Raw genomic sequence first — 23,685 nt, forward strand, 5'->3', positions numbered from 1 at the left:
AAATATTCAGCGGGCCATTGTAAATTTAGCCTTAAAATGGCTATTTTATTATTTTGAGATAATTTATGCAATGCGTAAATTGACGAATTTTAGGTATATGGTAATAGTTATGACGAATATATATAAGTGTATTGTCACAATACTAAATTGTTTGTAACAAATTTGTAATACAGATGCAAAATATGAAATAATAATTTTTAATAAAATCAATGTTAGGAGAATGACAATGTTTATCGATACACATGTACATTTGAATGCGGAGCAGTATCAAGAAGACTTACAAGAAGTCATAGATCGAGCTCTTGAAGCAAAAGTTGAAACTATGGTAGTTGTAGGATTTGATCGTAAAACGATTGAAAAAACAATGGAATTAGTAGAGCAATATGATTTTATTTATGGTGTTATTGGTTGGCATCCAGTAGATGCCATTGATTGTACAGAAGAGGATTTACACTGGATTGAAGAATTGGCATCACATCCTAAAATTGTTGGAATTGGTGAAACAGGCTTAGACTACTATTGGGATAAATCCCCAAAAGATGTTCAACAAGCGCTATTTCGCAAGCAAATTCATTTAGCACAAAAAGTAAATTTACCAATTATTATTCATAACAGAGAGGCAACCGCAGATGTTGTCAACATTTTGCGTGAAGAAAACGCAGCTTCTGTTGGAGGCGTAATGCATTGTTATAGCGGAAGTGTAGAAACTGCCCGCCAATGCATTGAGATGAATTTCATGATTAGTCTTGGTGGACCAGTGACGTTTAAAAATGCCCGTATGCCGAAAGAAGTGGCGACGGAGATACCTTTAGAGCACTTGATGATTGAAACAGATGCCCCATATTTAGCGCCACATCCATATCGCGGTAAACGTAACGAACCAGCGTGGGTGCCATTAGTTGCAGAGGAAATAGCACGTTTAAAAGAAAAACCAATTGAAGAAGTTGCACAAGTAACGACTGCGAATGCAAAAAAATTTTTTAGGATTGACGTTTAACTAGCTAAAGTGCCTCCAATACAGTGTTTGCGGTTGGCTAATATAGCATGGTCAAATTTTTTTGAAATACAATCGGGTTGACAGTGCTAATTCTAGTCCGTATAATCCAACTTTGTATTAAGGAGGCGTTTTTTCATGTCAAATAATTCCATGAAAAACTTGTTCTTAGGATCATTGAGGAGTAAGCAAACAGTGATAAGAATTGTTTCAATTGTCCTGTTTGTATCAGTAATTTCTTTCGTACTTTACCAAGGTACTAAAAAAACCGTAACGCTTAGCGCTAACGGGGAAGCAAATGAAGTAGCAACACATGCAAAAACTGTAGAAGAACTATTACAAAATGAAAATATAGACGTAGCAGCGCATGATAAAATATCACCCTCTCTGAATGCCAAAATTGTTAATGGATTAGCAATTACTTGGGAACAGGCAAAAGAAGTAACAATTTCAGTTGATGGAAATCAGTCAAAAGTTTGGACAACTGAAAAACTAGTGAAGAACATTTTGAAGGAAGCAAATATTGAAGTATCAGAGCATGATACATTAAAGCAAAGCTTGGATACAGAAGTAGGAGCAGATAACAAAATCGATATTCAAAAAGCGTTTCAGGTGACGCTTGTCGATGGCTTAGAAAATAGACAAGTTTGGTCCACTTCGACTACGGTCGCTAACTTTTTAAAACAACAGGGAATTCAGCTAAATGAATTCGATCGTGTCGAGAATAACCTGGAGGACGTTATCACTCCAGAGAGTAAAATCGCAGTAGTTCGCGTAGAAAAGGTTATCGATGTAGTGGAAGACTCATTAGATTTCGCAATTGAAAAGAAGCAGGATGCTTCTTTGCTAAAGGGAAAACAAAAAGTAGTAACTACGGGCGAGAAGGGCAAAATTTCTCGAACGTATGAAGTCGTTAAAGAAAACGGCAAAATTGTCGCGAAAAATTTACAATCTGAAAAAGTCATAAATGAGCCAAAGAAACAAGTAGTGGCTGTTGGTACTAAAAATTTAGTAGCCAGCACTACAACTGTGTCTCGTGGTTCAGCGGAGCCATCTAGTGGAAAAGAGTTTTATGTTACTGCAACAGCGTACACACCTTACTGTAAAGGTTGTTCAGGAACATCAGCTACTGGCATTAACTTACGTTCAGATTCAGGCTTAAAAGTAATCGCAGTAGATCCATCTGTTATTAAACTTGGCTCAAAAGTTTGGGTTGAAGGCTATGGAACAGCGATTGCTGGGGATACTGGTGGTTCAATTAAGGGTAATAAGATCGACATACTAGTACAATCAGATGCACAAGCTCGTAATTGGGGACGCAAGAAAGTGCGCATTAAAGTATTAAATTAAAAAAATTGTAAAATATAACAAAATGTTTTCACTAAGCATTGGCTTTCCTGTATTGACTGGCAGGAAAGCTTTTTTCACGTAAACAACACATAAGCTTTGTATTTCTGTACAATCATACAGGGCAGTTGTAAAATGGTCTGAAGATATGGTAGAAAAGAGGAGCCTTTTTGCAAATACAAGAAGTGATTGTCGTTGAAGGAAAAGATGATACAACCGCAATTAAGCGAGCTGTTCAGGCAGATACTATAGAAACAAATGGATCGGCTATTTCGGAAGAGACGCTTAAACGTATTCAGCATGCACAGGATAAACGAGGTGTCATCGTCTTTACAGATCCCGATTATCCAGGACGACGAATTCGAGCAATTATTGAACAGCACGTGCAAGGTGTGAAACATGCCTTTTTACCAAAATCCAAAACAATTGCGAAAAATGGTAAAGGATTAGGTATTGAGCATGCGGCAGATGAGGATATTCGTGAGGCATTGAGTCTTGTTTATACGCCAAATAGTACGGAGCCCATTGCTGATGATATTACGCTAGAAGATTTAATGACCGCTCGCTTAATTGGGCATCCAGCGGCGAAAAGACGCAGAGATCGTCTAGGAGAAATTTTAAATATTGGTGCAACAAATGGTAAACAACTTCATAAAAGATTGAAAATGTTTCAAATAACAGAACAGCAATTTGGCGCAGCTGTCGCACAGGTAGATCAGGAGGAAAATAATGCATAAGGATATTGCAACACCGATTCGAACACAAGAAATTTTAAAGAAATATGGCTTTTCGTTTAAAAAAAGTTTAGGCCAAAATTTTTTAATTGATCCTAATATTTTAAGAAATATTGTTAGTCATGCGAATTTAACCGAAAATAGTGGCGCGATTGAAGTAGGTCCAGGAATTGGTGCATTAACAGAGCATTTAGCACGCAGCGCGAAAAAGGTCGTATCGTTTGAAATTGATCAGCGCTTATTACCAGTACTAGCAGATACACTAAGTCCATATAATAATGTGTCTATCGTACATTCTGATATTTTAAAGGCAGATGTGGAGAAGGTAATTGAAGAAGAAATGCCAGGCATTGAAGATATTATGGTTGTTGCTAATTTGCCTTATTATGTTACGACGCCTATTTTGATGAAATTGTTAAATGATCGTTTACCAATTCGCGGATTCGTTGTCATGATGCAGAAAGAGGTTGCTGATCGTATTACAGCAAAACCAGGAACAAAAGAATATGGCTCGCTATCTATTGCCATTCAGTATTATGTGAAGGCTGAAATAGCTATGACCGTGCCGAAAACGGTTTTTATGCCACAACCAAACGTAGATTCAGCAGTTATACGCCTTATTAAACATGATGAGCCGCCAGTGAAAGTTATAGACGAGGATTTCCTTTTCGTCGTAACGCGCGCTTCGTTTGTACAGCGTCGTAAAACAATTTTAAATAATTTACAATCAGGTCTACCAAACGGTAAGGCGAATAAAGAAAAAATAATCGAAGCTTTACAATCGGCAAATATAGAACCAACTCGTCGAGGTGAGACACTTTCCATTCAAGAGTTTGGAAAGTTAGCGGATGCCTTATATCCAACGTTTGCAAAGTAAAAAATATGTTACATTTTCATTCGAAATGAAAAAAAACGTATTTTTTCAAAAAAAATAAGTTGACAACATTTATAGAGGGCTGATAAAATATTATATTTTGTTGACATTTTTGGGCGTATCCCTTATACTAGTTATTAGTGAGGTGTAAGCGAAAATGCCAAAAACTTTAGCGGACATTAAAAAGTCGTTGGATTGTCATTTGGGTAAACGTTTGCAGTTAAAAGCAAACGGAGGTCGCAAGAAAACGGTCGAGTGTGCAGGGATATTGCGTGAAACATATCGTGCAATTTTTGTAGTTGAACTTGATCAAGAAGACAATACGTGCAAGCGCGTATCGTATAGCTACACAGATATTTTAACTGAGGCAGTAGAGATTACATTTTTAGACGAAGCACAGGCTGCTGTCGCGAAATAGTTTCTAGTACTTATTTCTATATTTTGAAGCACTCATGTATGTTAAAAACTACATGAGTGTTTTTCGTTTTATCGCACATACTAATATCGTCAGTTGTTAAAGGAGGAGTTTGCATGCCTAGAAAGGGAATCATGTCACCTCGTTTAAAAGAAGAGATCGCCAAAGAGCTTGGATTTTATGATGTTGTGCAAAAAGAAGGTTGGGGCGGAATTAAAGCTCGAGATGCTGGTAATATGGTGAAACGTGCCATTGAAATGGCGGAAAGAGAACTCAGCGAGCAAGAGCGTAAGTAGTATACTTCGCACAAAATTGCTTGCTGACATTTTTACTTCAATCAGCTAGGGAATGAACCGATGCTGAACACAACAAAACAACTGACGAGAGAGAACCGTTTTTAAAACGGTTCTTTTTTCAGTTTGCTTTCTCATTATGGTAAAATAAAATGAATTATCTTGCGCGAAAAATGAACGGCTGTTTATGCGTGTAGTTATGAGGGAGGAAGTAAGATGCTTTATGTAAAGGCGCCTGCAAAAATTAATTTAACATTAGATGTTCTTTATAAACGACCAGATAATTATCACGAAGTGGAGATGGTCATGACGACTGTCGATTTGGCAGATCGCATAAGCTTAGAATCTCGTGAAGATGGAGTAATTGAAATTATTTCAACGGATAATTTCGTACCAAATGATCACCGCAATTTTGCTTATCAAGCAGCGCGTCTTATAAAAGATACATACGGCATTAGACAAGGTGTATCCATTACAATTGAAAAAGAAATACCGATTGCAGCAGGGCTTGCAGGAGGCAGTAGCGATGCTGCGGCGACGCTCAAAGGTTTAAATGAACTATGGGATTTAAAGCTTTCAATAGACGAGCTAGCGGAGCTTGGTGCTAAAATCGGTTCAGATGTTTCTTTTTGTGTATACGGAGGTACTGCATTAGCAACAGGGCGAGGGGAGAAAATTCAGGAATTACCTGCACCGCCAAGCTGTTGGGTCGTGTTAGCTAAGCCTAAAATTGGGGTGTCAACAGCAGAAGTATATGGTGGCTTAAAGGTTGATGGACTTGAGCATCCTAATACAAAGCAAATGATTAAGGCAATTGAAACGGATAACTATGAGCTACTATGTGCATCGTTAGGTAATGTTTTGGAAACTGTAACATTTAAGTTGCATCCAGAAGTAATTATGTTAAAAGAGCAGATGAAACGTTTTGGAGCTGATGCTACTTTAATGAGTGGAAGCGGTCCAACAGTCTTTGGCCTTGTGGATAGTGAGGCCCGTGTGAGCCGAATTTACAATGGCTTACGAGGTTTTTGTGAGGAAGTATATGCTGTGCGCATACTAGGGGAGCGAAATACGCTTGCTTAAAAACGCATAATTGTGTTAATTTTACCTATAAATATTCGTGTTTAGGAGAGGGTCGCATGAAATGGAAGCGTAGTGAACGACTAGTTGATATGACGTACTATTTACTAGAACATCCACATCAGCTGATCCCGCTAACTTATTTTTCAGAATTATATCAATCCGCAAAGTCTTCGATTAGTGAAGATTTAACGATTGTTAAAGAAACTTTCGAAGAAAAAGGAATCGGGTTATTGATAACAGTACCAGGAGCTGCAGGTGGTGTGAAGTATATTCCTAAAATGTCCCAAGAGGAAGTTCGTTTAGTCATACAGGATTTAAAAGCAGAGCTCGAACATTCAGATCGTTTGTTACCTGGTGGCTATTTATTTATGACGGATTTATTGGGCAATCCAGATTTAATTAATCGAGTTGGAAAGGTTTTTGCATCTGCATTTGCTGACCAGCAAATTGATGTTATTATGACAGTAGCAACAAAGGGAATATCTATTGCCCATGCCATTGCAAGACATTTAAATGTTCCAGTTGTTGTCGTGCGTAGAGATAGTAAAGTAACAGAAGGCTCTACAGTCAGCATAAACTATGTATCTGGTTCTTCTCGAAGAATTCAGACAATGGTATTATCTAAAAGAAGCATGAAGAGTGGACAGCGTGTACTGATTACCGATGACTTTATGAAGGTCGGTGGTACGATGAACGGCATGAAAAATCTATTAGAAGAGTTCGACTGTCAATTAGCAGGCATCGCTGTGCTAGTTGAGGCAGAGCATGCAGACGAAACTTTAGTAGATGATTACTATTCACTTGTAAAGCTTCATGAGGTCAATGAAAAAGATCGTACGATTGCATTAAGTGAAGGCAATTATTTTACAAAAAGGGAGAAATGACAAATGAATGTAGTATCTACAACGAATGCACCAGCAGCAATTGGACCATATGCACAAGGAATGATCGTAAATGGGATGTTTTATAGTTCAGGTCAAATTCCTTTAACAGCAGCAGGCGAATTAGTAGAGGGCGATATTGTTGCTCAAACACACCAAGTATTTGCTAATTTAAAAGCAGTGTTAGAAGCAGCAGGTTCATCACTAGACAATGTAGTCAAAACAACAGTCTTTATGAAGGATATGAATGACTTTGTTGCAATGAATGATGTATATGCTAGTCATTTTGGAGAACATAAACCAGCTCGTTCAGCAGTGGAAGTAGCACGTTTACCAAAAGATGTGAAAGTAGAAATAGAAGTTATCGCAATCGTAAAATAAAAATTAGTAGCCCTTTAAAAGAACGGAATCTCTTTTAAAGGGCTTTTATTATAGATACATATAGCTGGCTTTGTCGTTGCGGGAGATTGCCTTACACGGGCAACAAATCCTCGCTGAGGCGAAGATTGTGACGTTATATTCGGAGCGTATGCCGCCTCGCTCACACCATCAACGAAAACGTTAGTAGAATTCTATTTTATACATATGACAAAAGTTATTGAGTTGAACTTCTTAATAGCTTTAGGAACCGTCAGAAAGTTCTTTTAAAGAGCTCTATCAATTTGCTTTAACGGATTAAGCTACTGGCTAAAAAAATTTAAAGAGTGGCCTTTTTTAAAAAGATTAAACCATGCAATTTCGCATCGTTATAAACTCGTTTTTGAAAATTTGACAAACAATTGTCAAATTTACCGTAAACTAGAGAAAATATTAGAACGAATTAAAAATGAAGTATTCAAATTTTTTAGAAAATTTGGTAGACTGTAAAAAGGGAAATATTCGGCAATATAAATATAATATTTTCATTTAGGCATCTAAGATGAGAGGTGGTGAGAAAATGGAAGTTACTGATGTAAGATTACGTCATGTACAAACGGATGGTCGCATGCGTGCGATTGCTTCCATTACACTCGACAATGAGTTTGTGGTACATGATATCCGCGTTATTGATGGGAATACAGGCTTATTCGTCGCTATGCCGAGTAAACGTACACCAGATGGCGAATTTAGAGATATTGCACATCCTATCAACTCAACGACACGTAACAAAATTCAAGAAATTATTTTAAATGCTTACCATAACTCTAGCGAAGTGCCAGAGTCGGAGCAAGCAGCTGAACTAGAAGGAATTGGCGTATAGTTTTATGAAAATAAATGCTCGTTTAAAGGTTATTTACAAATAAGTATCCTTTTGACGGGAGAAAATAAAAAGAACTCTTCTATTTATTGAGGAGTTCTTTTTATTTTTCAAAAAAGAGAAAAACAGCAAATTGTAGTGTATAGCTCATACCATTCGAGCATAAGGTGTGTTTGATTTAGGAATTCACCGTTTAGTCAATTCTACATGCCTTGAAAATAGATGAATTTTGCTATATAGTCATAAGAGAAAATGAGCGTATTGGAGGACTTACTGATGAGCAATATTTTTGCTGTCATTTTGGCTGCAGGTCAAGGTACACGTATGAAGTCCAAATTATATAAAGTGCTCCATCCAGTATGTGGGAAACCCATGGTACAACATGTAGTGGATCACATTCAAACGTTAGATGTCAATCGCATCGTAACGGTTGTAGGACATGGCGCAGAAAAAGTAAAACAACAACTTGGAGATAAGAGCGAGTATGTTTTACAAGCTGAACAATTAGGTACAGCACATGCAGTACAACAAGCAGAGTCAATTTTAGGTAGTGAAGAAGGAACAACATTAGTTGTTTGCGGTGATACGCCTCTTATTCGCCCTGAAACGATGAAAGCTTTATATGAGCATCATCAAGCAAAAGGTGCAAAAGCAACAATTTTAACAGCAGTTGCTGAAAATCCAACTGGCTATGGTCGTATTTTACGTGGCGATGGTGGACAGGTGGAGCAAATTGTTGAGCAAAAAGATGCAAACGAAGAGCAGCAACGAGTAAAAGAAATTAATACTGGGACATATTGCTTCGATAACAAAGCTTTATTTGAAACGTTAAAACTTGTGAAAAATGATAATGCACAGGGTGAATATTATTTACCTGATGTCATTGAAATTTTACAAAAGCAAGGCGATATCGTTGAAGCGTATGTAACGGATGATTTTGAAGAAACACTTGGTGTGAATGACCGTGTGGCTTTGTCACAGGCAGAAGAGTTAATGCGTGCGCGTATTAATGAACGTCATATGCGTAATGGCGTAACGATCATTAATCCAAATGCTACGTACATTAGCTCAGATGCAGTAATTGGTCGTGATACAGTGATTCAACCAGGCTCTATGATTGAAGGAGCAACTGTAATTGGTGAAGACTGTATTATTGGTCCAAATACACAAATTATCGATAGCCGTATTGATGACCGTACTTCTGTGCATTCATCAGTTGTACGCGAAAGCACTGTCGCGGAAGATACAGCAATTGGACCGTTTGCACATATTCGCCCACTTTCTGATATCGGTAGCCATGTTAAAATCGGTAACTTTGTAGAAGTGAAGAAAAGTAAACTAGGTAACGACACGAAAGTATCCCATTTAAGCTATATTGGAGATGCTGAAATAGGCAATAACGTCAATGTTGGCTGTGGTTCAATTACAGTAAACTATGATGGGAAAAACAAGTTCCAAACAATTATTGAAGATGATGTATTTGTAGGATGTAATACTAACTTGGTAGCGCCAGTGAAAGTTGGAAAAGGTTCATTTATTGCAGCAGGATCTACAATTACAAAAGAAGTTCCTGAGGATGCACTAGCAATTGCTCGTGCAAGACAAGAAAACAAACCGAATTATGTAAGCAAATTAAATTCAAAATAATTATCAAATAAACAGGAGGCCATCATGCCGTATCAATATGCAAACTCACAATTAAAAATATTTTCACTCAATTCTAATAACCCACTAGCCCAAGAAATTGCGCAAGAAATGGGAGTTGAATTAGGGAAATCTTCAGTTAAGCACTTTAGCGATGGAGAGATTCAAATTAGTATTGAAGAAAGTATTCGTGGTTGTGATGTGTTTATCGTGCAGTCAACTTCTGCACCTGTAAACGAACATTTAATGGAGCTTTTAATTATGGTAGATGCTGTGAAACGCGCATCTGCTCGTACAGTTAACGTTGTAATGCCTTATTATGGTTATGCTCGTCAAGACCGTAAAGCAAAAGCGCGTGAGCCAATTACAGCTAAATTAGTGGCAAACTTACTTGAAACGGCTGGGGCAACACGTGTTATCGTATTAGACTTACACGCACCGCAAATCCAAGGTTTCTTCGATATTTTAATTGACCACTTAATGGCAGTACCTTTACTTTCTGATTACTTCAAATCTAAAGGTATTCCTTCTGAGGAAATCGTAATTGTTTCACCTGACCACGGTGGAGTAACTCGTGCGCGTAAAATGGCAGAACGTTTAAAAGCACCGATTGCAATTATTGACAAACGTCGTCCAAAACCAAATGTTGCAGAAGTAATGAATATCGTTGGTAATGTTGATGGTAAAGTGGCAATCTTGATTGATGATATTATCGATACTGCAGGTACAATTACAATTGGCGCTGACGCATTACGTGCTGCTGGTGCAAAAGAAGTGTATGCTTGCTGCTCACACCCAGTACTATCTGGCCCAGCAATCGAGCGTATTGAAAATTCTGCAATTAAAGAATTAGTCGTAACAAATACAATTCAACTTTCTGATGAGAAAAAATCACCAAAAATTACAGAGCTTTCAGTAGCTAAATTGATGGCAGATGCAATTTCTCGTGTATATGAAAATAAATCAGTAAGTACTTTATTCGATTAATTTTATATAGAATAAAGAAATAATTGATACAGCATATTGTGTGACAAAAAAAGGACAAATCTACATTTATGAGTAGATTTGTCCTTTTTGCATAGCTGTTATGTGTGAATGTGCAAATTAAAGGGTATAATAGTAATTGTTACGGTGTAATATTTACGTTCTTGAAAAATAGATGTAAATATTATAAAGCCTTTCGTGATTGTCATAGACATTTAACAGAAGAAAGCAATTTTCATATTGAATTCTGTAATTAGCATGTGGCATCCGTGATAAGGCATAAATAATTTTCTTGGAAGGGGAAGGTAAAGTATGAGTACAGTCTTAAGTGTAAATAAACGCGAAGCTGGGCATCGTTCAACATTAACCCAACTTAGAAAAGGGGGAGCCATTCCTGCAGTTATTTATGGCTACAAACTAGATTCAACCCCAATTTCTATTTCAGCGAAAGAATTTAGACAGTTCGTTCAAAAAAATGGACGTAATGGTGTTATTCCCGTGGAGTTAGATGGTGAAAGGGTAAATGTCGTTGTATCAGAAGTACAAAAATGTACTCTGAAAGATGAAGTGAATCATGTTGATTTTTTAGCAATTAATATGTCTGAAGAATTAGAAGTAGACGTAGCGGTAACACTTGTTGGAGAATCAGTTGGTGTAAGTGAAGGTGGCATTTTAATGCAGCCTAACTTAGAAGTAAAAATAAAAGTAAAACCTACTGATATTCCAGAAACATTAGAGCTTGATATTACAAAACTAGCAATTGGTGAAACGATTATGGTAGCGGATATTCGCGATCATGTGGATTTTGAAATTGTGAATGAAGATGATCATATTTTAGTAACCGTTATGGCGCCAACAGCTTCTGCAGACGACGAAACTGAAGTTGAAGAAAGCGTTGAGTCAGAAGGTTAAATGTTTACTTAAAGGGAAGGCTATCGAGGAAGTCGTAAAAGACGGACTTGATAGCTTTTTTTATTGTAATAAAAATGAAATTTTATAAGTTAGGAATAAAATTTTATCATTCGTATATTTGTTCATAACTGGGTTGAACGAAATGTTTTCTTATAGCTCAGTATGGTAAAATAATGACTATTAGATTGAAAGAAGTGAGGTACTTATGAAAATTATCGTTGGTTTAGGGAATCCAGGTAAACCGTATGAGCATACAAGACATAATATTGGGTTTGATGTAATTGATGCATTAGCTAAAAAGTGGGATGCGCCATTAGCTACTTCAAAGTTCAATGGCATGTATGCAACAGTACATCGTCCTGAAGGAAAGGTTCTACTTGTTAAGCCGTTAACATATATGAACTTATCAGGTGAATGTGTTAGACCTCTTATGGACTATTTTGATATTGATGTAAAAGATTTAATTGTTATCTATGATGATTTAGATTTAGAAACAGGAAAATTACGTTTGCGTCAAAAAGGTAGTGCGGGTGGACATAATGGCATTAAATCTTTGATTCAACATTTAGGAACACAGGAATTTAACCGAATTCGCATTGGTGTGAGTCGTCCACCGACTGGCATGAAGGTAGCGGATTATGTGCTATCGAAGTTTTCTAAAGAAGACAATATTGTTATGGCAGATGCTATTAATAATAGTGTGAATGCAATAGAAGCGTCTCTTTCAAAACCATTTCTTGATGTGATGAGCCAATTTAACGGTGCATAATCCTTTTCCAAAATGTCTATACTTTAAGTAGTAAGTTGCTTAAAGGAGGATGATTTGGAGATGGCAATTCGCTACCGTTGTAGGCATTGTGAAGTAGAAATAGGAACACTACCATTTGATGCAGATGATACAATTCGAAAGTTGCATATTTTTGAATTAGGTGAGGCAGACGATTATGTTGAGAAGGATCAACATGGGCAAACGACTGTACACTGCATTTGTGAGCAATGTGAGGATTCGCTTAGACAATATCCAGATTATCACGCACTCAATAAATGGATTCAATAATGGAAGGATGCTTTGGCGCACATTGCGTGCGTTCAAAGCTTTTTCCGTTTTTATTTTTGAAGTAGCATATGACATTACTGACAATAGTAATGCGATGATAATTCACATGATGAATATCAATACATCATGTATTCTAAACCGAGAGTTTAATGCTAGGACAATTACACAAAGGTGAACTTGATAATTAGACAAATGAAATGTGTAATATTGTACTAGATTGGTAGTATGAAACACATTAAATAATTAGAATTTTCGCGCTGAAAGGGGCTTTTGACTGTGGAAGTTTTACGACAGATTGTGTCGCAGGACAAACATATCACATCATTTTTACAGGAGATTCAGAGCGGCAATACAGCATCTCAGCTCATCACAGGTTTAACAGGAAGCGCACGGCCAATTATGGTCGATGCGTTATTTGACCATGTACAAAAACCTATTTATATAGTGTCGCCAAATTTATTGCAGGCACAAAAAATGGCGGATGAGCTTGTTGGTTTATTAGGGGAGGAATATGTCCACTATTATCCAGCAGATGAGTTTATTGCTGCAGACTTATCAGTAGCCTCTCCAGAGCTTCGAGCAGAGCGTATCGCAACGCTTGACTGTCTAGCGAGAGGTGAAAAAGCCATTTACATTATACCTATTGCTGGCTTGCGAAAAATGATGCCTCCAAAAGAGCATTGGATACATTATTTTTTACAGACGACGGTAGGCGAGGAAGTACAAATTGAGGAATGGCTCCAAACGCTTGTGGCGATGGGGTACGTCCGCAATTCAATGGTAACTACGCCTGGTGAATTTGCGTTGCGTGGAGGCATTTTAGATATTTATCCTCCATATTTAGAAGCGCCTATTCGAATAGAGTTATTTGATACGGAAGTAGACTCGATTCGTACATTTTCTGCAGATGATCAGCGTTCAATAGATAAATTACAAAAAGTTCGTATTTTACCTGCGTCAGAAGTCATTTTGACAAAGGAAGAGCGAATAGCTTTAGCAGGGCGCTTAGAAAGTGCTTTGGCGACAAGCTTGAAAAAGGTGAAAAAACAGGAGACGAAAGAGCTTCTTTATCAACATATTCAATACGATATTGAACTGTTGCAACAAGGAAACCTACCAGATTTCGTTAATAAATACGGCTCCTTGTTATATGATAAAACGGCTTATTTAGGTGATTATTTTGCACAGGATGGCATCGTATTATTTGACGAGCTTGGTCGTATTCAAGAAGTAATGGATGCGTGGGAGCGTGAAGAAGAAGAGTGGTTTTTATCACTGATTGAAGAAGGGAAAATGGTACATGATGTAAAGCCAGCCTTTTCTTTAAAGGAGATTTTAGCAATGCTAACACAGCAGAAGCTATATTTCTCATTATTTTCACGTACGTTTGCTGGCATTACGTTCAATAAGACAACTAATTTTTCATGCAAGCCGATGCAGCAATTCCACGGACAAATGGCATTATTACAAAGTGAAATTGAGCGATGGCAGCTCGGTAAATTCACGGTGCTTATCGTAGCTAGGGATAAAAGCCGTGTAAAACGTGTACAGCAAATGCTTGAGGAATATGACATTCATGCAACAATTGGGGAGCCGACTGATGCTGGCCTGTATATTATAGAAGGTGGATTATCAAGCGGATTTGAACTGCCTTTGCAGCGTTTGGCTGTTGTAACAGAGGATGAATTATTTAAACAGCAGGCGAAGAAAAAATCACGACCTCAAAAAATGACCAATGCAGAACGTATTAAAAGCTATACAGAAATTAAGCCTGGCGACTATGTTGTGCACGTACATCATGGGATAGGGAAATATATCGGTGTAGAAACGCTAGTAGTCAATGGGACACATAAAGATTATTTGCATATACGATATCGCGCAGATGATAAATTATATGTGCCTGTGGAGCAAATCGATTTAATTCAAAAATATGTTGCATCTGAAGATCGAGAGCCGAAGCTACATAAATTAGGTGGAGCGGAGTGGAAAAAAGCCAAAGCGAAAGTTTCCTCTGCTGTTCAAGATATTGCAGATGATTTAATTAAGCTCTACGCCAAGCGAGAAGCAGAAAAAGGGCATGCTTTTGCGCCTGATAATGATGATCAGCGAAATTTTGAGACATCATTCCCTTATGAAGAAACAGAAGACCAACTGCGTTCAATTATTGAAGTAAAACGTGATATGGAACGTGAACGTCCAATGGATCGACTTGTATGTGGTGATGTGGGGTATGGCAAAACAGAGGTAGCCATTCGTGCGGCATTTAAAGCCATTCAAGACGGAAAACAAGTTGCTTTCCTAGTGCCTACGACGATTTTAGCGCAGCAGCACTACGAGACAATCCGTGATCGATTCCAGGACTTTGCCATTAATGTTGGACTCTTATCTCGTTTCCGTACGAAAAAAGAGCAAGCAGCGACATTAAAGGGATTAAAAGAAGGGCAAGTTGATATTGTAATAGGAACTCATCGAATATTATCTAAAGATTTAACATTCCAAGATCTTGGCCTACTCATTGTAGATGAGGAACAACGCTTTGGTGTTACACATAAGGAAAAAATTAAACAACTGAAGACGAATGTGGACGTATTAACTTTAACTGCAACGCCTATTCCAAGAACGTTGCATATGTCTATGGTAGGTGTGCGAGATTTATCGGTTATTGAAACGCCCCCTGCTAACCGTTTCCCAGTGCAAACTTATGTGATGGAGCATAGTGGCGCACTTGTCCGAGAAGCCATTGAGCGAGAAATGGCACGTGGTGGCCAAGTATTTTACTTATACAATCGAGTAGAGGATATGGCACGGAAGGTGGACGAGATTCAGATGCTTGTCCCTGAGGCACGTATTGGACATGCACACGGCAAAATGACTGAATCCCAATTAGAATCTGTCATCTTAGCTTTTATTGAAGGGGATTATGATGTCCTAGTAACGACTACTATTATCGAGACTGGTGTTGATATTCCTAATGTCAACACACTTATTGTTCATGACGCAGATCGAATGGGTTTAGCACAATTGTATCAGTTACGAGGTCGCGTAGGTCGATCAAACCGTGTAGCATATGCATATTTTATGTATCAGCGTGATAAAGTACTTACAGATGTGGCAGAGCAACGTCTACAGGCTATTAAAGAGTTTACGGAGCTCGGATCTGGTTTTAAAATTGCGATGCGAGATTTATCTATTCGTGGAGCTGGTAATTTATTGGGTGCCCAGCAACATGGCTTTATTGATTCTGTCGGCTTTGACTTGTATTCACAAATGCTCGAAGAGGCCATTGCGGAGCGACAAACTGGCGTGAAAAAAGAGGAGAAGCCAGAGATAGAAATTTTACTCAATATTGATGCATATATTCCAGATGCGTATATTCCAGATGGTTATCAAAAAATTCAAATGTATAAGCGCATTAAAGCGATGGACCAAGTCGATGAATACGAAGAGATTGTTGAAGAATTACAAGACCGTTTCGGTGATTTACCGATTGAAACAGAACGGTTACTTCGTATTGCTCGGATGAAAATTTGGGGACTAGAAATGGGCGTTACATCTATTAAAGAAAAGCAAAAGATTATTTCTATTTTGATCTCTGAAGAAGGCTCTGCAAAAATAGATGGCAGTAAAATTGTAACGGAAACGATGAAATTTGAGCGAGCTGTTGGCTTCGGAATGGATAGTATGCAATTGATATTGACAATTGATGAGCGTAAATGCAATAAATACCATCATTTTGATATATTAGAAGAAATAATGCAGATTATTGCAAATTCGAAAAAAAATATGTGAAAAAAGGCTGAACTTGTTGACAAATTGGCAAGTTCAGCCTTATTGTATGAAAAGACAAATTTTTATTAAAAAAAATAATGTTGGATTCAAAATCCTTTTCGTTCATTTTTTGCATAGATTGTCTTAAGAAAAACCATACTATTGTTGTAGAAAAATTTTAATGAATACGAAAGCGAGGCAGTTTAGCATGAAAGCAACAGGAATTGTTCGTCGTATAGATGATTTAGGACGTGTGGTAATACCGAAGGAAATTCGTAGAACGCTACGTATTCGTGAAGGTGACCCGTTAGAAATTTATACGGACCGTGAAGGTGAAATCATTTTGAAAAAGTATTCTCCAATTAATGATTTAGGAGAATTCGCACGTGAGTATGTAGAAACATTGTATGAAACGCTAGGCACTCCAGCGTTTGTAACAGACAGAGACGAAGTAATCGCTGTTGCAGGGATTGGCAAGAAAGAATATATTAATCGCCGTATTACCTCTTTTGCAGAAGGTTTTATGGACGAGCGTTCAACAAAAATTGAGAAAATGGAAACAACTATTGAGATTGTTCCTGGACAATATGAGCAAGTAAAATCATATTGTGCAACACCAATCATGGTAAATGGTGATCCAATTGGTTGTATCATTGTTTTATCTAAAGTCCATTTTGTAGGCGAAGTAGAAGTAAAAGTAGTGGAAACAGCTGCTAATTTCTTATCTAAACAAATGAATAATTGATGAACATCGAAAGTTATTGTCATGACTCTTTTAGGGTGAACAATAACTTTTTTTGTATACATAATACTGTGCCGATAGCGGAAACAGTGTTAACGTGAGCGTCATACTTTTGAGGTATGCTATACTATTGGCATTGTTAAATGAAGGAAAGAGGACAATTTATGTCGGAACGATTTGGTATGAAAAGTTACATGAAGGGAGCGGCATTATTAACCATTGCTGCCCTTATTGTGAAAGTGTTAAGCGCAATTTATCGTGTACCTTTTCAAAATCTAGTTGGTGACGAGGGATTTTACATTTACCAACAAGTGTATCCTGTCATATCTATCTTTGTAGTATGGACGTCAAGTGGTTTTGCTGTAGCCATTTCAAAAATGCTTGCAGATAATGATTGTATAGTAAATGAGGAAGAACGTACACAGAAAAGACGAAGTATAATGCGGATTATTTTCCGCTATTTAACAGTTTTATCTTTTATATTTTTTGGTATTTTATTTGTTGGAGCAGATGTTTTAGCAACAATGATGGGTGATACCAGCCTTGCGCCATTACTACGAACAGGATCTTTTATTGTATTAGTAATGCCAGCACTTGCTGTTTTTAAGGGGGGGTTCCAATCGAGAGGAATTATGGAGCCTATTGCTTATGCACAAGTATTGGAGCAAACGGTAAGAGTTTCTGTCATTTTAGCTGGAACGTTTATCATAATGTCAACAACAAAATCCCTTTATGGGGCAGGGCAAATGGCTATTATTGGAACCGTCGTTGGAGAAGTAGTTGGCCTATTATTAATTGCGTTTCTTTTTAGAAAACGCTTTGGTTCATTTATTGGCAAACAACAACAACGACTTGCAAGCTTGCCTGTGTTAAAAGAAGTAACATTACTTAGTTTAAGTGTAAGTATGAGTAGTTTATTATTGCTAGGCTATCAGCTTGTCGATTCATTTACTATTTTTTCACTACTAATAGATAGTGGGATGGATGAGACAATAGCAAAGGAAACAAAAGGCATTTATGATCGAGGACAACCATTGGTACAGCTAGGGGTTGTTATTGCTTCCTCGTTATCGCTTGCCATTGTGCCCCTTGTTGCACATATGTCTAACAAGCAAAATGGCCGAAGCGCAATGCCGTTTATACAGCTTACGTATAGAGCATCGGTATTGTTTGGCTGGGCAGCTTCCCTAGGGCTAATACTTGTTATGCCTTATATTAATGCCATGCTATTTAAAACAGATGCACTGTCAGAAGTACTCATGCTATATGTCCTACAAATTGTACCATTGTCAATTATTTTGACATTTACAGCGATTTTGCAAGGTTATGGAAAATTAAAAATACCAGCTGTATTTTTATTAATAGGCTTTTTATTAAAAGTAGTGCTAAATGTGTTTACAATTGAACCGATGGGTGTTCTCGGAGCTGCTGTTGCTAATAATGTGGGTCTTTTGTTGACAGCATTAGCGCTCGTACTGTATTTAAAGAAAATAACAGGTATTCAATTGGCACCAGCAAGCTTTTATCAAAAAATTAGTGTTGCCTCATTATGTATGGCAGTGGTCGTAATAGTGTGGCTACGATTTGTCCCTACTTTGTTACAAGGCTTTTTATCTGAACGCCTTGTCGCAGTGGGAGCTGGCTTTAGTGCGGTTTGTATTGGCGCCGTTGTGATGATTACTTGCATCGCAAAGCTACGAGTACTTGCTGAAAAGGAATGGTATCTACTGCCTTTTGGTCGTAGAATGGCTGTTTATCAACTATGGTTAAATAGAAAGAAGTAGGTGGAGTTATTGAATACATTAACGATAATTGGCCTTGGTGCGGGTGATTTCAATCAACTGCAAATGGGTGTTTATAAAAAATTAAAAGCGGCAAATAAATTGTTTGTTCGGACGGTCGATCACCCTGTACTAGAGGAGTTAGCGAACGAAGGCTTACAATTTGAAAGCTTTGATGCTGTATATGAAAAGCATGGTACATTCCAGCCAGTATATGAAGAAATTGCACAAAGATTAATCGAGGCCACTTCAATGGGCGATGTAATGTATGCTGTACCTGGTCATCCGCTAGTTGCAGAGCAAACTGTGCAGCTACTTATTCAAGCGGCGGAAGAAGGTCAGGTCAATGTAGTAATAGAAGGTGGTCAGAGCTTCTTAGACCCGATTTTTGGTGCATTAAAAATTGATCCAATTGAGGGCTTTCAATTACTGGATGGTACGAGCTTTTCTATGCATGACATTAATATGCGCCAGCACATTTTAATTGCGCAAGTATATGATACATTCAGTGCGTCGGAAGTGAAGCTGACATTAATGGAGAAATATGATGATGAATATCCAGTAACGGTCGTTACAGCAGCAGGTTCCTCACAAGAGAAGCTAGTGACAGTTCCGCTATATGAGCTTGACCAAAGCGTTGAAGTAAATAATTTAACAACAGTATATGTGCCACCAGTGACTTCACAGGAGGAAGCGTTACGTGATTGGACAACTTTCCGTCAAATTATTGCTACTTTGCGTGGACCAAATGGCTGTCCTTGGGATCAAACGCAAACACATGAATCATTAAAGAAATATTTACTAGAGGAAGCACATGAATATTTAGCCGCTGTAGATGCAGAGGATGATTTTGCAATGATTGAAGAGCTTGGGGATGTGTTATTACAAGTATTTCTACATGCGCAAATCGGAGAAGATCAAGGCTATTTCACGTTAGAGGACGTGTTGGCTTCCGTTAGTGAAAAGATGATTCGTCGTCATCCACATGTATTTGGAGATGTGTCAGTTGAAGATGCAGACGGTGTTGTTGCTAATTGGGAAGCGATAAAGGCTGAAGAAAAAGGTATTAGTGACAAGCCGTTATTAAAAGAGGAATACCGTGCTTCATCTGCATTGCAAACAGCGTACAATTATCAAAAAAGGGCGGCTAAAGTTGGTTTTGATTGGCCTGATGTAGATGGTGCATGGGATAAGTTCGCAGAAGAGTGGCAGGAATTCCGACATGAAGTGGCGAAAGGGTCTAATATGACGCGCCTCGATGAATTTGGAGATGTGTTATTTACACTCGTGAATTTAGCTCGTTTTTATAAGCTATCACCAGAAGAGGCCATGTTACATGCAAATGAGAAATTTGCAAGACGCTTTGGCTATGTAGAAGCGAAAGTAAAGGCTAGCGGTAAGCCATTTTCAGATTATACACTAGAACAATTAGATGCTTTTTGGCTTGAAGCAAAGCAACTTGAGAAGGAGTAATAAAATGCGATTAGATAAATATTTAAAAGTTTCAAGATTAATAAAACGACGTACGTTAGCAAAAGAAGTCGCTGACCAAGGACGTATCACAATTAATAGCAAAGTAGCAAAGGCTAGTAGTAGTGTAAAGGCTGGTGACGAGCTAGCTATTCGTTTTGGCCAAAAAATTGTAACAGCTCGTGTAGAAGAATTACGTGACACTGTTAAAAAAGAAGATGCAGCAAAGATGTTCACAATTTTAAAAGAAGAGCGTCTTGAAAAGGTGGAGCCTGAATTTATTGATGACGAGGATTAATTTAGAGGTCTCTGAATTTAAGCGTGCTCGATAGTAATGTTATAAATTTTTCCTAATAAAAGTAAGGCAACTTTCATAAAGTTTGTCATGCTTTTAAGGTTGTCCGCATAAAGTGAACAGAAGCTAGGACGACTAAAGGAGGAAAAAAATGACGCTACATCAAGAAAGTAATCGTTACACAATTCCATCTGGAGAACATATTTTAACGATTCGTAATCGTAAAAGAATGGACATGACTTCTGTAAAATCAATTGAACGCTTTGATCAGGAAGAGTTTTTTATTAAGACGTCCCAAGGGCATTTATTGATTCGTGGAGAGGAACTGCATATCGTTCACTTAGATGTTGACAAAGGGTTATTGACACTTGAAGGAACTGTAAAAACCTTGCAGTATGACGAGGAGGAAAGTGGCTTCTCGAAAGGTTTCCTTCATAAATTGTTTGGATGATTGTTAGCCAGCAATTCGTTCAGCTATTAGTCATGGTTGTGAGCGGTATCGCAGTTGGATTTATTATTGATAGTGTAAGGCTCATTGTTTTTTCAACTCCCAAAAGGTCAAGCCTCCGAAAGTGGATGATGGTTTTAGAATTATTGACTTGGATTCTACTAGGAGGGTTAACGTATTATTTATTATTTTGGCTAAAAGATGGCGCATGGCGGGCATACGACCCGCTTGCGCAGATTGCGGGTATATTTTTATATCAGACCTTTTTTCAAAGCTTCTTACGTTTCGTTGCGCGTATAATAGTGAATATAACATGGAAACCATTTTGGTTTATCGTACGTTTAATAATCGCTATTATTCGACAAATCCTACACATATTTATGAAAATTGGTGCATTCGTCTTAAGACCTTTTGTCAAAATTTATTCGTATTTGTCCTACACTTTATTTAAAAAATTTCGATATATCAAGTATAATAAAAGACAACAATAACTTCGGAGGTGCGGGCATGACTAAACGTCATTCATCAAAAAATGAACAACAAAACTACACCAAGCTTGATAATGACTATGTCCGTAACACGGATAAAGCTATGAATCGTAAAATGCAATCGCGTAAACGAAAATTGCGCCGAATTGTCTTTTTTGCGGTTGTGCCGGTCGTCATTATCGCCTTCCTCATAAATGTTCTAGTCCATCAATCGGAGACGCTAGCTGAAAAAGAACAGAAAAAACAAGAGGCAACTCAGCATTTGGTAAAGGTAAAAGATGAGCAGGATTCACTAAATCTTAAAATCAAACAATTAGAAGATGATGAGTATATTGCAAAGTTATTACGCAAAGAGTACTTCTTATCTGAGGAAGGTGAAATTATTTTCATTATTCCTGAGAAGGAAGATAAAAAAGACGACTGATAAGCTATGTATTGTTGACACTCTTTTTTAGTTATATATAATGAAAAGAGAAACTTATTGAAGTAAAAAGTTTGATTAAATTGATTACATGGCTCAAAAGAGTCGCTTAATTTTTAAGGAGGAGCATTTTTTTTATGTCAATTGAAGTAGGCAGCAAGGTACAAGGTAAAGTAACAGGAATCACAAATTTTGGAGCATTCGTTGAGCTGCCAGACGGCAAAACAGGCTTAGTACACATCAGTGAAGTTGCTGACAATTATGTAAAAGATATCAATGAGCATCTAAAAGTTGGAGATGAAGTTGAAGTAAAAGTGATGAATGTTGAAGCGGATGGAAAGATTGGTCTTTCGATTCGTAAAGCAAAGCCTCAAGCTGAGAGACCAGAGCGTCCTCAACGTCCGCGTCGTGACAATCGTTCTAATGATCGTAACGAACGCCATCAGCCGAAGGAAAACTTTGAGCAAAAAATGGCACGTTTCTTAAAAGATAGTGATGAACGTCTAGCAACATTAAAACGTGCTACAGAGTCAAAACGTGGTGGTCGCGGGGCTAGAAGAGGGTAGTTTGCTGACTGTTTTAATCGTAGAAAAAGTGTATTAAATAGAACGGGGATTAGCTTTTGTTTATGACAAAGGCTAATCTTTTTTTATTTGGAAGCAACAATGGTATACGGTTGCTGAGGGCATAAGTATTATGACATTAAAAAACGTAATTTCATGTAGTAGAAATTACGTGTGATTGACCTAAAGTATTTAATTGGCGACGAGCGACGCCAAATATGTCATTCCTCTTCCTTTGGGTAGGTGCGACATTTCTACGAGAATAGCGCAAGCAGCAAATGGCTTTGTCTAGTAGTCACCAGAAAAGTGCCGTACCTGTACAAATGGAGCGAATGGAACGCTAATCGACGGGGTGTTTACACTCTACAAAGTACGAGAATGGAGAGAGTATACCTATAAAGTTGAAGTGGGCCCTTTTTTCTTTTTCGGAGCTGATACAGGCTTCTCTGGTGGTGTTTCAGGCGTCTTCTCCACAGGATTAGTGACCATTTTTACGAGTAAGTACACACCATATACGCTTATAATGAGGCCTGCAAAAAGTAAGAAAATTTGAATGACGAAGGGTAAGTTAATAAGTATTGATACGAGAATGATCATTGAGCCACTCCCGCATGTTAAAGCAGCTTTAGTTAATGAACCCAAAGAAAGTGAACCTCCTAGTAACACGTGCATTTTATAATTAGTATGCCATAAGATGAGAAGGTAGGCATACTAAAATGCTGACGTATTAGGTTTAAAACAAGAAAAAACGTCTCAGAAGTGCTTCTGAGACGTTTTTATATGTATGACCCCTACGGGATTCGAACCCGTGTTACCGCCGTGAAAGGGCGGTGTCTTAACCGCTTGACCAAGGGGCCGAATATGGTGGCGGCCGAGGGGATCGAACCCCCGACCTTACGGGTATGAACCGTACGCTCTAGCCAGCTGAGCTAGGCCGCCAAACTTTATTGGAGCGGAAGACGAGGTTCGAACTCGCGACCCCCACCTTGGCAAGGTGGTGTTCTACCACTGAACTACTTCCGCATGTCTTTTTAAAGGACAAGTTAAATAATACAATCCATTAAACAAAGTGTCAACATCTTTATGAAAAAAGTTTAATAAAAATCTAATAAAGTTGAAAAAACGTGTATTAGCTTAATGAATAGACAAAGAAAGGAATTATTTGTACGCGAATATTGACATTAGTACCATAAATACAGTTAATGTTGGAATATTGCGAAAAATATTTACTGTAAATATGCGCAGCTACCCGTT

At 37.8% G+C, this 23,685-nt stretch carries 25 protein-coding genes and 3 tRNA genes; 24 read left to right on the forward strand and 4 right to left on the reverse strand.

What is annotated here, in order from left to right:
* Window positions 1–226 precede the first annotated feature (226 nt).
* The 24 genes from FH508_RS00320 to FH508_RS00435 all read left to right on the forward strand — a co-directional run bounded on the left by FH508_RS00320 (window position 227) and on the right by FH508_RS00435 (window position 22,434).
* Entirely contained in the window at window positions 227–997 is a 771-nt protein-coding gene (locus tag FH508_RS00320) for a TatD family hydrolase (RefSeq protein WP_139860051.1), read from the forward strand.
* Between the two features lie 135 nt (window positions 998–1,132).
* Complete coding sequence (locus FH508_RS00325; protein ID WP_139860053.1) at window positions 1,133–2,344, forward strand: resuscitation-promoting factor; 1,212 nt, start codon at window positions 1,133–1,135, stop codon at window positions 2,342–2,344.
* A gap of 167 nt (window positions 2,345–2,511) precedes the next feature.
* Window positions 2,512–3,078 carry a ribonuclease M5 gene (gene rnmV, locus FH508_RS00330; RefSeq protein ID WP_139860054.1) on the forward strand — a complete coding sequence of 189 codons (567 nt, stop codon included), beginning with the start codon at window positions 2,512–2,514 and terminating at the stop codon, window positions 3,076–3,078.
* A complete protein-coding gene (gene rsmA / locus FH508_RS00335; RefSeq protein WP_139860055.1) occupies window positions 3,071–3,952 on the forward strand; it encodes a 16S rRNA (adenine(1518)-N(6)/adenine(1519)-N(6))-dimethyltransferase RsmA in 882 nt (293 codons plus the stop codon). Before rnmV ends, rsmA begins: the two co-directional genes overlap by 8 nt.
* A 154-nt stretch (window positions 3,953–4,106) precedes the next feature.
* Window positions 4,107–4,367: a biofilm formation stimulator Veg gene (gene veg / locus FH508_RS00340; RefSeq protein ID WP_010857021.1), complete on the forward strand. Its 261-nt coding sequence runs from the start codon at window positions 4,107–4,109 to the stop codon at window positions 4,365–4,367.
* Window positions 4,368–4,480: 113 nt separating this feature from the next.
* Window positions 4,481–4,660: a small, acid-soluble spore protein, alpha/beta type gene (locus FH508_RS00345; RefSeq protein WP_228134250.1), complete on the forward strand. Its 180-nt coding sequence runs from the start codon at window positions 4,481–4,483 to the stop codon at window positions 4,658–4,660.
* Between the two features lie 213 nt (window positions 4,661–4,873).
* The gene (gene ispE / locus FH508_RS00350) at window positions 4,874–5,740 is read left to right on the forward strand and encodes a 4-(cytidine 5'-diphospho)-2-C-methyl-D-erythritol kinase (protein ID WP_228134251.1); all 867 of its coding nucleotides are present in this window, start codon (window positions 4,874–4,876) and stop codon (window positions 5,738–5,740) included.
* A gap of 56 nt (window positions 5,741–5,796) precedes the next feature.
* Complete coding sequence (gene purR, locus FH508_RS00355; RefSeq protein ID WP_228134252.1) at window positions 5,797–6,624, forward strand: pur operon repressor; 828 nt, start codon at window positions 5,797–5,799, stop codon at window positions 6,622–6,624.
* A 3-nt stretch (window positions 6,625–6,627) separates the two neighbouring features.
* Window positions 6,628–7,002, forward strand: coding sequence for a RidA family protein (locus FH508_RS00360; protein ID WP_228134253.1), 375 nt, complete (start codon window positions 6,628–6,630; stop codon window positions 7,000–7,002).
* A gap of 556 nt (window positions 7,003–7,558) precedes the next feature.
* Window positions 7,559–7,861, forward strand: coding sequence for a septation regulator SpoVG (spoVG, locus tag FH508_RS00365; protein ID WP_228134254.1), 303 nt, complete (start codon window positions 7,559–7,561; stop codon window positions 7,859–7,861).
* A 273-nt stretch (window positions 7,862–8,134) separates the two neighbouring features.
* Window positions 8,135–9,505 (forward strand): bifunctional UDP-N-acetylglucosamine diphosphorylase/glucosamine-1-phosphate N-acetyltransferase GlmU, encoded by a 1,371-nt coding sequence (gene glmU / locus FH508_RS00370; RefSeq protein ID WP_228134255.1) that lies wholly within the window; start codon window positions 8,135–8,137, stop codon window positions 9,503–9,505.
* 24 nt (window positions 9,506–9,529) lie between these two features.
* Window positions 9,530–10,489 (forward strand): ribose-phosphate diphosphokinase, encoded by a 960-nt coding sequence (locus FH508_RS00375; protein ID WP_228134256.1) that lies wholly within the window; start codon window positions 9,530–9,532, stop codon window positions 10,487–10,489.
* Between the two features lie 309 nt (window positions 10,490–10,798).
* Window positions 10,799–11,398: a 50S ribosomal protein L25/general stress protein Ctc gene (locus FH508_RS00380; RefSeq protein WP_228134257.1), complete on the forward strand. Its 600-nt coding sequence runs from the start codon at window positions 10,799–10,801 to the stop codon at window positions 11,396–11,398.
* A 205-nt stretch (window positions 11,399–11,603) separates the two neighbouring features.
* The gene (pth, locus tag FH508_RS00385) at window positions 11,604–12,167 is read left to right on the forward strand and encodes an aminoacyl-tRNA hydrolase (protein WP_228134258.1); all 564 of its coding nucleotides are present in this window, start codon (window positions 11,604–11,606) and stop codon (window positions 12,165–12,167) included.
* 60 nt (window positions 12,168–12,227) lie between these two features.
* Entirely contained in the window at window positions 12,228–12,455 is a 228-nt protein-coding gene (locus tag FH508_RS00390; RefSeq protein ID WP_228134495.1) for an anti-sigma-F factor Fin, read from the forward strand.
* Between the two features lie 276 nt (window positions 12,456–12,731).
* Window positions 12,732–16,244, forward strand: coding sequence for a transcription-repair coupling factor (gene mfd / locus FH508_RS00395; protein ID WP_228134259.1), 3,513 nt, complete (start codon window positions 12,732–12,734; stop codon window positions 16,242–16,244).
* 187 nt (window positions 16,245–16,431) lie between these two features.
* Complete coding sequence (gene spoVT, locus FH508_RS00400) at window positions 16,432–16,968, forward strand: stage V sporulation protein T (RefSeq protein WP_024362596.1); 537 nt, start codon at window positions 16,432–16,434, stop codon at window positions 16,966–16,968.
* A 161-nt stretch (window positions 16,969–17,129) separates the two neighbouring features.
* Complete coding sequence (locus FH508_RS00405; protein WP_228134260.1) at window positions 17,130–18,749, forward strand: putative polysaccharide biosynthesis protein; 1,620 nt, start codon at window positions 17,130–17,132, stop codon at window positions 18,747–18,749.
* Between the two features lie 9 nt (window positions 18,750–18,758).
* The gene (gene mazG / locus FH508_RS00410) at window positions 18,759–20,219 is read left to right on the forward strand and encodes a bifunctional methyltransferase/pyrophosphohydrolase YabN (protein ID WP_228134261.1); all 1,461 of its coding nucleotides are present in this window, start codon (window positions 18,759–18,761) and stop codon (window positions 20,217–20,219) included.
* Between the two features lie 4 nt (window positions 20,220–20,223).
* Complete coding sequence (locus FH508_RS00415) at window positions 20,224–20,514, forward strand: RNA-binding S4 domain-containing protein (protein ID WP_228134262.1); 291 nt, start codon at window positions 20,224–20,226, stop codon at window positions 20,512–20,514.
* A gap of 148 nt (window positions 20,515–20,662) precedes the next feature.
* A complete protein-coding gene (yabP, locus tag FH508_RS00420; protein WP_004229167.1) occupies window positions 20,663–20,962 on the forward strand; it encodes a sporulation protein YabP in 300 nt (99 codons plus the stop codon).
* Complete coding sequence (gene yabQ, locus FH508_RS00425; protein ID WP_337980135.1) at window positions 20,959–21,450, forward strand: spore cortex biosynthesis protein YabQ; 492 nt, start codon at window positions 20,959–20,961, stop codon at window positions 21,448–21,450. Before yabP ends, yabQ begins: the two co-directional genes overlap by 4 nt.
* Before the next feature lie 16 nt (window positions 21,451–21,466).
* On the forward strand, window positions 21,467–21,871 hold the full coding sequence (locus FH508_RS00430) for an FtsB family cell division protein (protein ID WP_228134263.1): 405 nt from the start codon (window positions 21,467–21,469) through the stop codon (window positions 21,869–21,871).
* A 134-nt stretch (window positions 21,872–22,005) separates the two neighbouring features.
* Complete coding sequence (locus FH508_RS00435) at window positions 22,006–22,434, forward strand: S1 domain-containing RNA-binding protein (protein ID WP_024362602.1); 429 nt, start codon at window positions 22,006–22,008, stop codon at window positions 22,432–22,434.
* A 390-nt stretch (window positions 22,435–22,824) separates the two neighbouring features.
* Here FH508_RS00435 and FH508_RS00440 read toward each other — a convergent pair whose 3' ends face one another.
* The 4 genes from FH508_RS00440 to FH508_RS00455 form a co-directional block, all read right to left on the reverse strand.
* Window positions 22,825–23,073 carry a hypothetical protein gene (locus tag FH508_RS00440; protein WP_228134264.1) on the reverse strand — a complete coding sequence of 83 codons (249 nt, stop codon included), beginning with the start codon at window positions 23,071–23,073 and terminating at the stop codon, window positions 22,825–22,827.
* Window positions 23,074–23,216: 143 nt separating this feature from the next.
* Window positions 23,217–23,288: transfer RNA gene (locus tag FH508_RS00445), tRNA-Glu, on the reverse strand.
* Window positions 23,289–23,293: 5 nt separating this feature from the next.
* Window positions 23,294–23,370 (reverse strand) — tRNA-Met (locus FH508_RS00450).
* Between the two features lie 9 nt (window positions 23,371–23,379).
* Window positions 23,380–23,454: transfer RNA gene (locus FH508_RS00455), tRNA-Gly, on the reverse strand.
* Between the last annotated feature and the right edge of the window lie 231 nt (window positions 23,455–23,685).

This window comes from Lysinibacillus sp. CD3-6, assembly GCF_006351725.2.
Lineage (GTDB): Bacteria > Bacillota > Bacilli > Bacillales_A > Planococcaceae > Lysinibacillus.

Excerpts from the sequence above, each read along its gene's own strand:
- FH508_RS00415 (WP_228134262.1), top strand. The coding sequence starts at position 20,224 with ATGCGATTAGATAAATATTTAAAAGTTTCAAGATTAATAAAACGACGT.
- FH508_RS00345 (WP_228134250.1), top strand. The coding sequence starts at position 4,481 with ATGCCTAGAAAGGGAATCATGTCACCTCGTTTAAAAGAAGAGATCGCC.
- glmU (WP_228134255.1), top strand. The coding sequence starts at position 8,135 with ATGAGCAATATTTTTGCTGTCATTTTGGCTGCAGGTCAAGGTACACGT.
- veg (WP_010857021.1), top strand. The coding sequence starts at position 4,107 with ATGCCAAAAACTTTAGCGGACATTAAAAAGTCGTTGGATTGTCATTTG.
- FH508_RS00405 (WP_228134260.1), top strand. The coding sequence starts at position 17,130 with ATGTCGGAACGATTTGGTATGAAAAGTTACATGAAGGGAGCGGCATTA.
- FH508_RS00380 (WP_228134257.1), top strand. The coding sequence starts at position 10,799 with ATGAGTACAGTCTTAAGTGTAAATAAACGCGAAGCTGGGCATCGTTCA.
- yabP (WP_004229167.1), top strand. The coding sequence starts at position 20,663 with ATGACGCTACATCAAGAAAGTAATCGTTACACAATTCCATCTGGAGAA.
- spoVT (WP_024362596.1), top strand. The coding sequence starts at position 16,432 with ATGAAAGCAACAGGAATTGTTCGTCGTATAGATGATTTAGGACGTGTG.
- FH508_RS00375 (WP_228134256.1), top strand. The coding sequence starts at position 9,530 with ATGCCGTATCAATATGCAAACTCACAATTAAAAATATTTTCACTCAAT.
- FH508_RS00430 (WP_228134263.1), top strand. The coding sequence starts at position 21,467 with ATGACTAAACGTCATTCATCAAAAAATGAACAACAAAACTACACCAAG.
- ispE (WP_228134251.1), top strand. The coding sequence starts at position 4,874 with ATGCTTTATGTAAAGGCGCCTGCAAAAATTAATTTAACATTAGATGTT.
- FH508_RS00320 (WP_139860051.1), top strand. The coding sequence starts at position 227 with ATGTTTATCGATACACATGTACATTTGAATGCGGAGCAGTATCAAGAA.
- FH508_RS00360 (WP_228134253.1), top strand. The coding sequence starts at position 6,628 with ATGAATGTAGTATCTACAACGAATGCACCAGCAGCAATTGGACCATAT.
- purR (WP_228134252.1), top strand. The coding sequence starts at position 5,797 with ATGAAATGGAAGCGTAGTGAACGACTAGTTGATATGACGTACTATTTA.
- yabQ (WP_337980135.1), top strand. The coding sequence starts at position 20,959 with ATGATTGTTAGCCAGCAATTCGTTCAGCTATTAGTCATGGTTGTGAGC.
- spoVG (WP_228134254.1), top strand. The coding sequence starts at position 7,559 with ATGGAAGTTACTGATGTAAGATTACGTCATGTACAAACGGATGGTCGC.
- FH508_RS00325 (WP_139860053.1), top strand. The coding sequence starts at position 1,133 with ATGTCAAATAATTCCATGAAAAACTTGTTCTTAGGATCATTGAGGAGT.
- FH508_RS00435 (WP_024362602.1), top strand. The coding sequence starts at position 22,006 with ATGTCAATTGAAGTAGGCAGCAAGGTACAAGGTAAAGTAACAGGAATC.
- FH508_RS00390 (WP_228134495.1), top strand. The coding sequence starts at position 12,228 with ATGGCAATTCGCTACCGTTGTAGGCATTGTGAAGTAGAAATAGGAACA.
- pth (WP_228134258.1), top strand. The coding sequence starts at position 11,604 with ATGAAAATTATCGTTGGTTTAGGGAATCCAGGTAAACCGTATGAGCAT.
- rsmA (WP_139860055.1), top strand. The coding sequence starts at position 3,071 with ATGCATAAGGATATTGCAACACCGATTCGAACACAAGAAATTTTAAAG.